The following is a 13,335-nucleotide window of genomic DNA, read 5'->3' as shown; positions in this document are numbered from 1 at the left end:
AACAATAAAAACAAACACTTAGATGTCTATTTGCTGTATTAAATGCGTATTTATCTGTATTTCTGATACAAAAAAAAAGCCCCCGAAGGGGCTCACCTTAGACCGGAGGAAGGAAGCCGCGCCCCTTCCCACCGCATGTTTTCGGGACATTGGTAGATTCCCGCCATCCCAAACTCCGCATAATCGTATTAATACGGTGCTGCGTTTTTCTGTCTCGATAACGCCCCTCAATGCCCAGTTCATTATTGAGATCTGAGTTAGTGACGCCCCGGTAATACTTATTGGACTCGACAACCTCCCGGAGTTTGTCTTCCCATGGATCGGTATTGAGATACCGCTGATGCTCAACCAGAGCCAGCTTTTCAGCAGCCAGCCAGTAAGGAAGCATCCCATCGCGGCGGTAATACACCATAGCCTCGGCATACAGCTGATCGCGGTCAGCTTTGATCTCCTCAATTAGGCACTGGGCTATCACACTTACCGGGAAAAAACGGCGGTTGCCTGCCGGATCATTGAGGAACCGCTCAGCGTTAGCCGTTCCCAGCGAGGAGAAGCGGCGCGGGAGTTTATCGTGATAATCGACCCCCATGCGGCGGTTTTGGTCGTGAGTCTTTGACAGGTCATCGCGGATTTCTTCAATCTTGCTATCGGAAATGCGATCCAGCTCGGCCCATTCAAGCCACTGGAGCCCCACGCGCATACGGTTAGTTTCTTTATCGACACCCTTTGAAAGCATGATTGACGCCTGCCATTTTTCATCAAATGCCAGAGCCTCTTTCACCGTAGATTTTCGGGTGCCCTGCGGGCCGATAAGAGTTACAACGGAGTCCATCTTGACGCCCGGCTCAAAGGCGCGAGCACAGGCCCCGGTAAACAAATACAGGGCGCAAAGGCGCAGATATTCTGGCGGATTATCGCAAGGGACATAATGCGTGAAAAACTTCTCAACGCGTGGCACGCCATCCCATTCAGGCAGAGCCAGAAAGCACTCTTTCAGCGAGTCAACGGGCTGATTCATCCCCACCATGCGCAGCACATCACGCAGCCTCGTATAATCAGGCTCCTGCATTTCCATGAACATCGACAGCTTGCCAGCGGCAAACGGGCGGTATTCATGATCGGTCAGCATCCTGATAACTGCCGTTACGGTCTCTTTCTTGAGTGGGAGCCGCCCGTCAGGCGTGCCGATAACATAATCAGCGGTAAATTCATCGTAATGAACGCTAAAGCCCAGACATAAAGGGGCATTCTCAATGATGCGGGCAAGGTTACGCGTTGTGCTGCGCAAGCGCCCTTTGTCCTGCTGGCCCTCGCAGTGCTCCAGATCCGCCACGATTTTGGCGATAGCATCATTGAGCTCTTTCTTATCCTTCGCGCTTTTGATTGGCGTTACTGCTGTTTCTTGCTGATTCATCTTATGTCCTTAACCGCGAATTTTTGCGTTAAGGTCGATTTGGCGGGTATCGCTTCGAGGGAATTGCGTCATAAATGACGGCACAATAGACTTGAAACCGGGTGCAATGACCGCTAGAATCAGTCTTGAAAATTTAGCTTTTCCCTCGGTTGAAAGTCCCCACGACCTCGACCGAATAGCACCAGACAGATTCACCGTCTGAGGCGATTAAAAACCAGCTGCCCGGCTGGTTTTTTTTCGCCTGTAATCTGGGTTGCCGTTCCAAAACCACCCAAATCAAATGCCCCCACAGAATAGCGTCGAAGGGCCAAACGATCAACGTAATTGATCCTCCGGCAGTCTCATCTTTTTTATGCAGCCCCCCTGCCATTACGGCGCTCATGCCGTTGTGGATAACCTATTGATGATAATGTGATTTTATCCACACTTTGCGGCTTCGTTGTGGACTGTCTTTGTGTCGAGCCAACGGCTCGGCCCTTACCGCTAATGTGTCACGTTGCATTACGTCGTGTATGACGCAATAATGCACTGAAACACAAACGGGGGACGCCATGAAAGAGAACAAAACAGCCGCCCTGAGCCTCAGGCTTCCGGCAGATCTCATGCAGCTGCTTGATGAGCGAGCCAGTGCCGAACACCTCACCCGTACAGATATAGCGCTGGCTGCGCTCCGGGAGTACCTCGGCGTCGCTACTGCTCCGGCTGCGTCTGACAAGCTCGACAAGGTGATCGAATTGCTGGAAGTTATCGCCGGGAATGCCCCACAGCGTAAGACAGCAGCACCACAGCGTCAGACAGTGCAACACATTGAAGCAATACCGCGTAACACGGAGTCAGGCAATGAAATACAGCGTAATACGGCGCGAGCCGCCGATCCTCGTTTTCATGCTGTAGACCCTGAGGCTGATGCTATGATAGTGCGCATGAGTGCTGAGGGGGCCGGGTTGGCTGACATTACGAACGCGCTCAATGCGCTGGGCTTCACCAGTGCGACCGGGCAGGAGTGGACACGCAGCCGCCTGCGGGACTATCGGCATAAGCTGCGGGATATTGGATTGATGAATGGCTAAAGCACTCGATGGGTTGCAGACGTTTAAGGAACTTGGCCTAAAAGACCTGAGGAACTTGGACGCAGAGGAGCGGCGGGATCAGCTCGATGAGATAGCGGCGGGCAGTACCGCAGAGGAGGCGCTGGCGCTCCTTGAGCAGCATATGGGGTTTAGCTCACCTGAAATGACCGTGTTGGTTAAGACCACCCATATCGGGGATATGAGCATTGTGCGCGATAAGCTTGCTCATATTGTCGAAAAGCGTGTTGATGCGCGTGAGCGTTACGTCAAACTTGCACTTGATACGCTGGAGCAGCCGTATGAGATATGGGAGACCATGTATGATGACGGCATGGTGCGCTATATCTTTATCGGGATGTATAAGCAGAAGCAGCAAATGCTGGTAGTGGTCGCGCCGTGGGATGGAAAGGTGCTATGGAATTTCATGCACACTGAGGCGAAAGGTCTCAACAAACACCGCAGGGGCAATTTGCTGTACAGCAGATAACAAAAAGCCGCAATGGATTACATCGCGGCAAATGATGTTGTCTTTTTATATTTACCACCTCAGACATTGGTGGGAGGTCTCACCCAAGCACAGAATTAAGGGCTTCTATGGGGTTCCTACGCCAGCTATTGCACCCTAATGCAGCTGGTTTCGCGCTCAACTTCAATCTACATCATAGTGTCTGACATTACAATACTATTGTTCGCGTAATTCGCGTGAGCCCTCTCCCTGCGGGGCTTAGCGGTAGGGGCGGCGGTGCCGCAGTTTGTGCCAAAATAGTCACATTACTGACAATTCAGCAGCAAAACTGCACCACTCAGCGCACTGCCTGCAATATTCGACGCTCTCCGGGTATGGGGCAGATCGGGAGGCCCTGACGTATGCCGAAGCCGCCCTGCGCCAATCCCCGCGCTGCTCATGCCGGAAGGCCACGCAGAGCGCATCCTCAAAGCGGAACTCATAGCGCAGCTGCTTGGCTAAATCGTCAGTATTCCCGAACACACTTACCCGCCATGCGGGCGCACTTATTGACCATGACCCGCAGCCTGTCTGCCCGTTTGCCGGGCGATGCAAACATGAGGGCTTTTTGGTAGCGAGTGCTGGCGCGACGATAGCAGCCCAGACGTTGCAGGCGCTCCGCCTCCATCTGGTAACGTGCAGAGGCCAGAATTTGCGACGTATCCAGCGGAGTGGCGTCCGGCATATCAAAATCGTCGTATTCCTCGCCCTCCGGCTCCAGTGATGGCTCCGGCAATGTTTCCAGCTCCGGCTCAATCTCAGGCTCAGGGGTAAAGATAACGGGCGGGGCGGCAGATATGACGCGGCAAGCAGGGCGGGCGCATCGGATGAACTCAGGGCAGGGAGGGCCCACGAACGCACGGCGGAAAGCGTGCCAGCGCAGGCGGGCCACCTCGACGGCTTCCCGCTCAGAGAGACCCATGCCGCCTTTCTGTCTGAATAAATCCAGCTGCATGGGCACCTCTCAACGTAAACAGGCGTTAATGGTCTCGACGATCTGGCGCTGCTCCGCCTCGCTAATGGTCTGCCACTCCGGGACAGCCTCAGGGAGCCCCGGATAAGCAGCAGGCGTCAGGCTCATGATCTGGCGCAGCAGCTGGCAGGTGAACGTCTCGCGCTCAATCTCGCAGTGGCTGGGGTAGGCTTTGCCCCGCTTATCCTTGCGCATGATGCGAGCCGCGTCGGCGTAATAGGCCGGGGTGGCCCACAGGTGCCCTCGGATGGAGCGCCCGACAATGGTCATCACTCCGCCGCGCTTGATGCGCTTGCCGAACGCAATCACAGGGCCCTCAGGCCCCGCCGATTTGCCACCCTCACGGAACCACTGCGCCAGCGCTTTGGGGATCATGCTGCACAGCTCGGCGGTAAATAACTGCTGCGTTTGCTCACTCATTTTCGGCTCCTCAAGGCATGAAAAAGCCGCCCCTGTCACAGAGCGGCTTTGGTACTAAGGATTGACTGACGATGACGGGGAGACAGTAGCATCACCACGCGCCAGCCGGGCAGTGCGGAACATGGAGCGCAACAGCACCATGCCATTATCGACCCCATGACGGGCCAGCATATCGAACGCGTCGGCCCCTTCCTGCTCCGGCAGGCATGGCTCAAGGTCTACCGCGTAAATCTCAGCGCGTCCTCTCTCGGTGGCGAGGTCTGCGGCCTTGCGATGCCCTGCGCCCACGTCACCGATGATATAAAGCGGCTGGTCTTTATAAACAATCTGGAGCTCGTCGATCACGCTGCTGAAAAACTCGCAGGACATGGCGCAAATAACCGGGAGTTTTCCGCCTGTCATCATGCTGACTGCGATCCCGGTCATGAGCCCCTCAACGATGATAAGCGGCAAATCATGGCGGGCTTTGTCGAGGTTAATCGGGAAGAAAGCGCCCTGACGCAAGCCGCCTTTGAGGCCGCGCTTATCGCCAGTGCGGGAGGCTGGCGGGTTAGCCGTACCGCAAATGACCTCGATGGACACATGGCCCAGCTGCAAATACTCACTGATGACATGCAACGGCACGATCACGCTGTTATTCCAGTAAACCGGGCCGACGACTGGCAGGAACATGCGAGGAGAACCGCAGCGGATGCCCTCAGGAACGGGGAGGGGAAAGCCTGCGGCTTTCTCTTTCTCGCGCCAGTACGGGGTTGCACTGACGGCTTCGGGATTGGCGTTACCCTTGCCATAAATGCGCATCGCATCTGCATAGGCTTTCTGGCGTTGCTTCTGCGTTGCCAGCTCCTGCTCCTGCTGACGGGCTTCAAATTCCTGCTGTCTGGCTTCGCGCTGGGCTTCCTGCTGGCGCAGCTGCTCGGCGGTGGGCTGATATTCGGCCCCAAAGCGGCCCGTTTGAATGTCATCAACCAGACCGGGCGCACGGTACAGCAGGCCGATGGCGTAGGCTTTCGCCGTATCCGGTGGCAGGCTGAGCACATAGCGGGCGGTGGATGACAGCAGGGAGGCATTGCTGGCCCGCTGAGCAGGTGTAATGCCGGGCTCTTCACTCCAGCGGGTGCAGACGTTCACGGCCTCAGCGTCGCGGCTCAGGTAGCGCAACCAACACATGATCCCGGTGATGTCCCGTTTCCAGTCCTCAAAGCCGCCACCGCAGGACGGTGCAGGCGTGCGGGCCAGCGCTTCATCCAGCAAATTCGGTATTAACAGCCAGTCATTCTTCCCAGTCATTTCGGCTCTCTCTTAACGTCTTCTTTCTGGTCGGCGCTGCTGCTTTATGAATCTCGTCAGCTCCGGCCCGGTTAGCCAGTAATGGCCCTTTTTATCGCGCCCGTCAGGGGGGTGTAGCTCCTCTAACCTGCGCATATGGCGTGGGCTGATCCTCAGTTTCTCAGCCAGCGCCTCGCGGTAAATCTTCAATGGGGTTTCCTCAGGGTTGGTTATTGCCCGCCGATGGTCTGGCGGGACTTTTTGAGTGATTCATGCCAAAAGCACTAAATGCAGACCATAAGGACTTATGCGGTGATGCGGGCGTTTCTGCCCCGGAGAGTCCGCACTGATCTGCTGCCCCTCGCTCTCGCGCCATGGTGATGGGTGAGAGAGCGTCACCCGCTAACCCCCCACGGCTGGGGTGTACTTTCCGCCCTTGCTGGACACGGAAATTAACAGCAGCTGTCAGGCTGCTTGATTTGTATTTTGACCATTTTGGTCATAATAGCAAGACCATTTTATCAAAGTTATCCACAGCTGGCGCGGCTTGCGGCGTCACTGCCGTAATTGAAGCGGCGCAAATGTCGTGACGCCAGACTGGCCCTGACGATGACAAAACAGGGCTATAACATGGCGATTAAAATCCCGGTCTCCGCGCAATTTGACGCGGCAGACCTCAAGCAACAGATTCAAATGGTCAACGACCAGATCCGCATCCTTGCCTCTCAGGTAGGGCAGGCCAACAAGCAGAAATTTGAGCCCATTAACCTGCGCTCAAAAGAGGACTTGGACGCCTTCATCAAACAGATGCAGAAGCTGCTCAAAGTCCAGACCGAACTCAAGACAACCATGGGCAAGACGGGGCAGGGCGCTACCAATCCCCTTATGGCTGACTGGAAAGCGATGTATAGCGATCAGGCCGAACGCATCAAGAAAATGCAGGGGATGCTCAACTTTCTGGGCGTGGAGTTTGACGACGCCCCGAAACCGAAGCCGAAACCGCCAGCGCCTACCCCCTCAAATCCTTCTCCAGCGCCTCAGGGCGGGCCGCAGAATAATAACCAGTCTTCGGTATGGAAGAATCACCTCAGCACGATGCTGCGCAACGCTGGCCCGGTCGGCGGCACCATTAGCGGGGCAATGAACGCCGGGCTGTCTGGCGGAGCAGGTGCCGGGCTCATGGGCTTGGTCGGCGGACTTGCTGCGCTCGGAGTAGGAAAGATTATCGGCGCGGTCGCAGACAAGATCGGGCAGGCACAGGACAACGTGATCGGGCTTGATAAGCTATACCGCCAGATGGGCGGCATTGTCAGCTTTTCCAGCCTCCAGCGCGGCGTCATGAGCACAGCCAACAATCTGGGCATGACCAACGGTGACGCCATCGCGCTGGCCTCCACCTATTCCCGCGCCGCCAACATCCAGCCGGGCCAGAACCTTGGCACCGGGATGCTTGTTTCTGGCGGTCTGGCCCGCTCCTACGGCCTCGACCCAAACAGCGTCGCGGGCACGATGGGCCAGCTCTCCGCTTCCCGTGTCGTAAACAACGATCAGCAGCTGCGCCGCATGGGCCTGCTCATGGGGGAGGCTATCGGAAAATCAGGCGCATTTGCGCAGGCTGGCGAAGCTATGCAGGCAATCAGCGACTTTGCCACCCAGCAGGCACGCGCAAGCCTGACCGCGCCAAATGTACCGGGCTATGCGGGTGCAATGGCTGGCCTGATGAGCTCAGGGATCCCCGGCATGGATTTGCAGGGCTCCACCAACCTGCTGAGCCGCATTAATGCGAACCTCCAGCGCGGTGGCGCAATGGGCGACCCTTCACGGGCATTCATGGCCCGCATGGCCCTGCGCAACGGCATCAACAACCCGATGGCGCTCGAAGTCCTCCAGTCTGGCGGCGCTTTTGGCACCATTAGCAGCACGCTGGGCCCTGATTCTCTTTACGGGCAGCGCTTTGGCAGCAATCATCACGGCGATCAGACCCTGCTCGATATGACCCGGCAGGGCATCCACCGGGCCTATGGTTACGGCCCTGATTCAATCGTGGCTCTCTCGCGCCACCTTGGCGTCGGCATCAATGACGCGCTGGCAATCGACCAGATGAGCAGCGCAGATATGAGCGGCGTCTCAAGTCGCCTCAGCCGCCTGAAAATTAACCCTGACGGCGTAAACGCCACTAGTTACGCCGCGCTGGGCCAGATTCAGAGCGGCAAAGGGCTGGAGGCTATGGGCAATGAATACCTCAAGCGCGGGGGCCTTGATGCTGGCGAACGCCAGCGCCTTACCGATGCCCTTAAAGGTACTGACCCGGAGAAGCTGAAAGACGTGCTCACTCAGGTTGCCACCGTGCATGGCCCTGCGAAGACCGAAGGGAGCGAGATCCGCGATAACGTGGCGAAGCTCAACAACCAGTTTGAGGACTACGCCCGCCGCGCCCTGCCTGCTCTCGATGTCATGCGCATGGCACTGGTCAAAATGACCGGGGGCAGCGAGGACAGTCTGCGCCGCGATTATGAGAAGGGGATGCGCCTCGATACGCAGCAGCAGGCCCGCCGCAAATACGGCTGGCGTCTCGATGCCTATCAGCAGGAAATGAACACCTTGCAGGACAAGGGCGTCGGTATGCAGACCGCAGGGCCAGAGGGCGACCGATACAGGGCACTGAAACGCCAGCAGCAGCTCATGCGCCAGCAGCAGCTCAACTTTGTAGAGCAGGGCAATGCGAATGCGCACGCCGCTGCATACGGCCCGCAAACAGCCGGAGAGGCGGCGTTAGGCGGCAATATTTCCTCACCATCCGCAGCGGCTGCGGGAAGCGGTGCTGCCGGGAACTGGGCAGGCAATAACGTTGGTAACGTGAAGGACGCTAACGGCAACTGGCGGCGCTTCCCAACCCAGCAGGCAGGCATTGCAGCGTCTGCCGGGCAGCTGCTGCGTTATAGCACCGGGAAATATCAGGGCGGACGCAAGCGCACGCTACGGGAGATTATCAGCACCTATGCGAGCGGTGATCCTGAGGTGCCGCGCTACATCCGGCAGGCGAGCGAATGGACAGGCTACGACCCAGATCAGCAGCTGGACTTAACCGATCAGAACACTCTGCTGAACGTAACGCGGGCCATCCTCCGCAAAGAGAACGTGAAAAATAGCAGCATCCCGCAATCCGTGGTTAATTCTGGCGTTAGCATGGCCCTGAATAACCAGAACAACTACAAGATCGCGCCGGAGACCATGCCAGCGGGCTCCAGTGGCGGGAAAATTGATATTTCAGACGCCAATATCAATGTAAACCTGCAATACCCAGATGGGCGCACACAAACCCAAAGCGTCCCGGTAAAAAGCTCTTTCACGCAACCGCGCAGCTTTGCCAGTCGATAGCGGTAGCGGACGTGCTGGCACGCCAAAAGACAAGGGCCCATATTCGGGCCCTTTTGCTATCTGCGACGTGGTGCGCTCCAGTGATAATCCGGGGCGTTTAGCCCGTATTCCTGCCGCTCGCCGTCCCGTTTCCGCTGGGCTCGCCTGATACTGGCACGCAACTGGCTTACGTGCTCAGCATCTGGATCCGCCATCATGCGCTCAGGAATAAGCAGCACGGGCCTTTCCATTACCAACCCTGCCCGCTCCAGTCGATGCCCTGCGCTGCCGGGCTCGGTTGGGATTGCGTCAGCTGCTGGCGCACGGCATCAATGCCGGGCTGTCTGATGTTATTCGGCAGGCCGCGAGTGTCTTCGAGACGGCTTGCCAATTCGACAACCTGCGAGGTGGCCACCCCAGCAACTTCACAATCACGGATAAGCTGCTGATCGCTGATCTGCTGCTGCCGTGCCAGATGGATTTGCTCGGTGCTCATGTTGCGGCTCACGGTCATATCCGGCGCAAACTGCACAGGGGAGCCGCTCATGGCCTGCTCTAGCGCATCGCCTGCGGTTGATTTGAGCAGGTGCTGGCGAACAGCTGAGAAAGCCGCTTTGCGCTCCGCGTCGGGGAGGTCATGGGTAGTTTTGAGGGACTTTTTCAGCTCCTCAACCTGAGCGCGGGGGGCTTTGGCCTGCCAGCAGTCAGCAATCAGCTTATGGTCTTCAAAATTCAGCCTTGCCTCACGCCCCGCATCGTCTCCGGCGAGGCTCTTGGTCATGGTGCTGTTTAACGCAGCCAGCTGCGCAAGTACGGCTTTAATGGTCATTATCTGGCGCTCCCTTGATAGCCTTTCAGGCTGATTAATACGCCGTTATTGCGGCCCAGAACCGCCAGACGGCTGTCCACACGGATCGCCGTGGTGTACTGGTTACTGTTTGCCAGCTCCAGCCCCAGCTCAGCAGCCTGCTGAATAGCAGCATCAAGCAGGGCCTGCACATGCGCCACACGGGCGTCGCGCAGCGCCTTGGTCAGCAGATCCTCACACTGGCGGCGCAGTAGGGCAGACCGCTGCACGATGGCGGAGATCTGCGAGCCAGTGGCGGCAAGCTGCTGCCGGGCGGCTGAAAGCTCGTTTTCTACCTCAGGGATCAGGCTTGGGGCCATCGCGCACTCAGGGCGAACCGGTTCCCCGGAACGCAGACAGGCTTTGCCCTCCTCAACCAGCGCGACAACGGTCGCCAGCTGACGCTCCAGCAGGGTGGCGGCATCGTGCTGGCCTTCGCGTTGCTCACGCAGCTGCGCGGCATCGGCATCCAGTGCGGTGGCCTGATCGAGAAGGCTGATCGCCTGCTCGCGGGTAATGGCAAGGTTATCAATCTGAGGCAGCGGCGCGGCGTACTCGCCCAGCGCGTCATAAATTTGGCTCAGCTGGTTATCCACCTGAGCGGTATTTGAATTAGTCATATGTTGTCTCGTCAAAGTCAGCGGCGAGGTGCCGCCCGTAAAGTGTGCCGTCACGACTGAGGGGGAGGGGCGCGGGCGTTGCCCTCGCATACCGTCAAAAAGGCATCCCTTACGCGACGCCCCAATTAGAGGGGCCTTACGAGGATTTGAGATTGTTTTATGCGTCGAAAGCGTCTATTATTTTCTCAAGCAACCTTTTGAGACGGTAACGATAATGATTTTTGGCTATGTACGCGTATCAACCGCAGAGCAGAACCTTGGCGGGCAAACAGACGCCATCCTGCAACGCTATCCCGATGCGCGGATCCTGAGTGACGAGGGAGTAAGCGGCATCACGCCCGTAATGGAGCGCCCCGGATTCTCCGCCCTGATGAAGGTCGCCGGGAGCGGTGACGTGATCGTGGTGGCGGCTATCGACCGGATAGGACGCAATGCCGCCAGCACGCTGGAAGTGGTGGAAGACCTGAAAGCGAAGGGCATCACCCTGATCAGCCTCCGGGAAGGATTCGACGCAACAACCCCAGCGGGCAAGCTCATGCTCACCATGCTGGCGGGGATCGCGGAAATGGAACGCACCTCGATGCTGGAACGTCAGCGAGCCGGGATTGATTCAGCGAAGAAAGCAGGCAAGCACCTTGGCAGGCCGATAAAGGTCACGCCTGAGGTACGCAAAAAGATTCTGGAGAAGCGGGAGATCGGCATACCTGCTGCACGTATCGCCAGAGATTTGAACATTAGCCGGGCCAGTGTGTTCCGCGTGTTCAAAGAGGAGAGTTAAGAGCGACGGGCCAGACTGGGAAGGCATGGCCCGTCTAAGAGATTGGAGCCCCTGCGCTAACAGGGGAACCAAAAGCGGCGCGGTGAAGGTGGCAACCAAAGCCGCGCCATTGTCAGAACCAACCCAATGGAACCAACATTATGATTATTGCATCACAGCGTCACACGGCGCAAACATTCCCCGGCTTAACCATCGAGCACGGAGAAATCCGCCAGCACGGCATCCAGCGCACTATAGCGATGAACGGGCGCGGCATCCATCAAGTCAGCCTCAGAACGGCGGAGGGCCGCGTGCTCACCCTGCCAGTCTGCCGCTTGTTTTCGTGGGAGGCGTAAATGTACCGCATAGACCCGCGCAGGAAAGCGGCGCAGCAGTGGCACAAGCTACTCAATCAGGGCCAGTGCGTTGCGGTCATGCTTAACGGCGTAGTTATTGCCGCAGGCAGAGACCAGCACGATCACCACGTCAAAATCCTGATGGCGTGCCATCCGGCTGCGATACTCGTCAGAGTGACTGACCAGCTATAAAACCGGGGCCCCTGCGGGGGCCCTATATGATAATCAATATGGTGTAATGAATTACATACTATGAAAATCAATATACCCGCAGCGCTCGCGCTACTCCTCGCCAGCACGCAGCTGCACGCCGGAGAGATTGCCACCCGCTTTCTCTGCACTGACGGCAGCATTATCAGGCTGGAAACCAACACTGGGCCGCGCATGGTTGTGGCGTGGAAGGGCAACCGGTTCCCGGTCAGAGAACTAACCTCTGAAAGCTACGGCGTCCATATCACCGCAGGCGTGCCACAGCAGACTACCGCCATGATGGATATTTTCTGGCTGGATGGCGGAAACCGGAAATTCTTTGCGACCTTCATCACCTCCCCGCAAGCTGACACAGTATCAGTGGAATGCTCCCACGACTTAGGCAGCAACCGCCTGCAATTCTGACCGCCTCAGCGCCTCTCTGCGGGGCGCTTTCTTTTTGCCGTGGTAACGCATTGCCCCGCCTCGTTTAACAGCGTCGTGGCTGACAGGCTGAGCCAGTGGCAGGGTATGGGGAGGCGGCGGGCTGGGCCCGCCAAAAAGCAGTCGTGATGCCACTATGAGCAACCCGTGGCAACATTCGAGGCAGCACCATGCGACCACCATCCCCCCGCGCCATTCAAGCCCGCGCCCTACGCGCCGAAGGGCTCACCATGCAGCAGATTGCCGAAAAGATGGGATGCAATCGCGGCACCGTCTCCAAATGGCTGGCAAAGGACACCATCAAAGCCCAAAGCAACGAGCTCGACAGGCTGATCAGCGACGCGCAGGCCAAATATGACAACCTGCCACCCAGCGAGGCCGAACGGCTTCGGGACTTGCGCGACTCTCTCCGGGAGCAACAACAGGTCATCATCAAGCGCCAGATCAAGCTACTGGAGAGCGTGCAGGGCGAGGCCATGACAGCGCTCCGCAGCAAAGACCTGCCCACCGTTCGCGCAGCGGCAAGCCTGATCTCCGCCCTTACGCGGGCCTTTGCTCATGAGGCTATGGTGTACCAGATTATTGACCCCGCAGAGGTCATGCGGCAGGCGCTGAAAGACGATTAGGCACCATGCCGGGCGATCAGCCCGGCCCCTCCCCATAAGGGCAATCACCTGCTCAAATATTAATCTTTTTTTATTTCGGGCAACTCCGGCAACTCGGCGGCAGTGCCTGCCAAATTTGCACGATCCCAATCAATTCCACCCATTACAGCAGAACCGCGTCACGCAGCTGCACCCCTGCGGGGATGCACTTTGCGACGCTATGCGGCAGAGGAGGCTGATACGGATGAATACACGGAATACGGATGAATACACGGAAATACACACGATATAGTCATCAATATAATTGATTTATATGAATAAATACGAATAAGACAAAAAATACACTTCTCCTTTTTCCCCAGCGCTCCCAGCGGTATCACCTGCACCATTCTCCGCTTTCCATTTATTTTATTATTTGTATATTTGTATATAAACAATAAAAACAAACACTTAGATGTCTATTTGCTGTATTAAATGCGTATTTATCTGTATTTCTGATACAAAAAAAA

At 57.1% G+C, this 13,335-nt stretch carries 13 protein-coding genes; 7 read left to right on the top strand and 6 right to left on the bottom strand.

Annotated elements, in window-relative coordinates; all coding sequences use genetic code 11:
* Window positions 1–97 precede the first annotated feature (97 nt).
* A complete protein-coding gene (locus AC2FC2_RS26360) occupies window positions 98–1,414 on the bottom strand; it encodes a VapE domain-containing protein (protein WP_094461413.1) in 1,317 nt (438 codons plus the stop codon).
* A 551-nt stretch (window positions 1,415–1,965) separates the two neighbouring features.
* Here AC2FC2_RS26360 and AC2FC2_RS26355 point away from each other — a divergent pair.
* Both AC2FC2_RS26355 and AC2FC2_RS26350 read left to right on the top strand, forming a co-directional pair.
* The gene (locus AC2FC2_RS26355; RefSeq protein ID WP_182293966.1) at window positions 1,966–2,484 is read left to right on the top strand and encodes a ribbon-helix-helix protein, CopG family; all 519 of its coding nucleotides are present in this window, start codon (window positions 1,966–1,968) and stop codon (window positions 2,482–2,484) included.
* Window positions 2,477–2,971, top strand: a complete 495-nt coding sequence (locus AC2FC2_RS26350; RefSeq protein WP_063922093.1) for a PBECR2 nuclease fold domain-containing protein — start codon at window positions 2,477–2,479, stop codon at window positions 2,969–2,971. The genes AC2FC2_RS26355 and AC2FC2_RS26350 overlap by 8 nt, the downstream gene beginning before the upstream one ends.
* Before the next feature lie 484 nt (window positions 2,972–3,455).
* Here AC2FC2_RS26350 and AC2FC2_RS26345 read toward each other — a convergent pair whose 3' ends face one another.
* From AC2FC2_RS26345 to AC2FC2_RS26335, 3 genes are read right to left on the bottom strand one after another with little or no spacing between them, the layout of a single operon-like run.
* A complete protein-coding gene (locus tag AC2FC2_RS26345) occupies window positions 3,456–3,944 on the bottom strand; it encodes a hypothetical protein (RefSeq protein WP_490660154.1) in 489 nt (162 codons plus the stop codon).
* A 9-nt stretch (window positions 3,945–3,953) separates the two neighbouring features.
* Window positions 3,954–4,382, bottom strand: a complete 429-nt coding sequence (locus AC2FC2_RS26340; protein WP_196093964.1) for a hypothetical protein — start codon at window positions 4,380–4,382, stop codon at window positions 3,954–3,956.
* A 54-nt stretch (window positions 4,383–4,436) separates the two neighbouring features.
* Window positions 4,437–5,672: a toprim domain-containing protein gene (locus AC2FC2_RS26335; protein WP_196093963.1), complete on the bottom strand. Its 1,236-nt coding sequence runs from the start codon at window positions 5,670–5,672 to the stop codon at window positions 4,437–4,439.
* A 609-nt stretch (window positions 5,673–6,281) separates the two neighbouring features.
* On the opposite strand from AC2FC2_RS26335, the gene AC2FC2_RS26330 reads away from it, so the two are divergent.
* Window positions 6,282–9,029 (top strand): lytic transglycosylase, encoded by a 2,748-nt coding sequence (locus AC2FC2_RS26330; protein WP_490660153.1) that lies wholly within the window; start codon window positions 6,282–6,284, stop codon window positions 9,027–9,029.
* Between the two features lie 229 nt (window positions 9,030–9,258).
* On the opposite strand, the gene AC2FC2_RS26325 is transcribed toward AC2FC2_RS26330, so the two are convergent.
* Window positions 9,259–9,837 carry a hypothetical protein gene (locus AC2FC2_RS26325; protein WP_230330252.1) on the bottom strand — a complete coding sequence of 193 codons (579 nt, stop codon included), beginning with the start codon at window positions 9,835–9,837 and terminating at the stop codon, window positions 9,259–9,261.
* A complete protein-coding gene (locus tag AC2FC2_RS26320; protein ID WP_490660152.1) occupies window positions 9,837–10,475 on the bottom strand; it encodes a hypothetical protein in 639 nt (212 codons plus the stop codon). The genes AC2FC2_RS26325 and AC2FC2_RS26320 overlap by 1 nt, the downstream gene beginning before the upstream one ends.
* A gap of 214 nt (window positions 10,476–10,689) precedes the next feature.
* On the opposite strand from AC2FC2_RS26320, the gene AC2FC2_RS26315 reads away from it, so the two are divergent.
* The 4 genes from AC2FC2_RS26315 (at window position 10,690) to AC2FC2_RS26300 (ending at window position 12,847) form a co-directional block, all read left to right on the top strand.
* Window positions 10,690–11,253, top strand: a complete 564-nt coding sequence (locus AC2FC2_RS26315) for a recombinase family protein (RefSeq protein ID WP_016151785.1) — start codon at window positions 10,690–10,692, stop codon at window positions 11,251–11,253.
* 140 nt (window positions 11,254–11,393) lie between these two features.
* Window positions 11,394–11,588, top strand: a complete 195-nt coding sequence (locus AC2FC2_RS26310; protein WP_081120980.1) for a hypothetical protein — start codon at window positions 11,394–11,396, stop codon at window positions 11,586–11,588.
* A gap of 252 nt (window positions 11,589–11,840) precedes the next feature.
* Window positions 11,841–12,203, top strand: coding sequence for a hypothetical protein (locus tag AC2FC2_RS26305; RefSeq protein WP_490660151.1), 363 nt, complete (start codon window positions 11,841–11,843; stop codon window positions 12,201–12,203).
* Between the two features lie 188 nt (window positions 12,204–12,391).
* Window positions 12,392–12,847: a helix-turn-helix domain-containing protein gene (locus tag AC2FC2_RS26300; RefSeq protein WP_016155426.1), complete on the top strand. Its 456-nt coding sequence runs from the start codon at window positions 12,392–12,394 to the stop codon at window positions 12,845–12,847.
* Window positions 12,848–13,335 lie beyond the last annotated feature (488 nt).

The sequence above is a fragment of the Serratia sp. CoH_122_TC_1 genome, from assembly GCF_058191755.1.
Note: the sequence above shows the minus strand (reverse complement) of the source record. Positions and strands in the feature narration are given on the sequence as shown.

Coding starts and splice junctions, on each gene's coding strand:
- AC2FC2_RS26360 (WP_094461413.1), bottom strand. CDS start 1,414: ATGAATCAGCAAGAAACAGCAGTAACGCCAATCAAAAGCGCGAAGGAT.
- AC2FC2_RS26355 (WP_182293966.1), top strand. CDS start 1,966: ATGAAAGAGAACAAAACAGCCGCCCTGAGCCTCAGGCTTCCGGCAGAT.
- AC2FC2_RS26350 (WP_063922093.1), top strand. CDS start 2,477: ATGGCTAAAGCACTCGATGGGTTGCAGACGTTTAAGGAACTTGGCCTA.
- AC2FC2_RS26345 (WP_490660154.1), bottom strand. CDS start 3,944: ATGCAGCTGGATTTATTCAGACAGAAAGGCGGCATGGGTCTCTCTGAG.
- AC2FC2_RS26340 (WP_196093964.1), bottom strand. CDS start 4,382: ATGAGTGAGCAAACGCAGCAGTTATTTACCGCCGAGCTGTGCAGCATG.
- AC2FC2_RS26335 (WP_196093963.1), bottom strand. CDS start 5,672: ATGACTGGGAAGAATGACTGGCTGTTAATACCGAATTTGCTGGATGAA.
- AC2FC2_RS26330 (WP_490660153.1), top strand. CDS start 6,282: ATGGCGATTAAAATCCCGGTCTCCGCGCAATTTGACGCGGCAGACCTC.
- AC2FC2_RS26325 (WP_230330252.1), bottom strand. CDS start 9,837: ATGACCATTAAAGCCGTACTTGCGCAGCTGGCTGCGTTAAACAGCACC.
- AC2FC2_RS26320 (WP_490660152.1), bottom strand. CDS start 10,475: ATGACTAATTCAAATACCGCTCAGGTGGATAACCAGCTGAGCCAAATT.
- AC2FC2_RS26315 (WP_016151785.1), top strand. CDS start 10,690: ATGATTTTTGGCTATGTACGCGTATCAACCGCAGAGCAGAACCTTGGC.
- AC2FC2_RS26310 (WP_081120980.1), top strand. CDS start 11,394: ATGATTATTGCATCACAGCGTCACACGGCGCAAACATTCCCCGGCTTA.
- AC2FC2_RS26305 (WP_490660151.1), top strand. CDS start 11,841: ATGAAAATCAATATACCCGCAGCGCTCGCGCTACTCCTCGCCAGCACG.
- AC2FC2_RS26300 (WP_016155426.1), top strand. CDS start 12,392: ATGCGACCACCATCCCCCCGCGCCATTCAAGCCCGCGCCCTACGCGCC.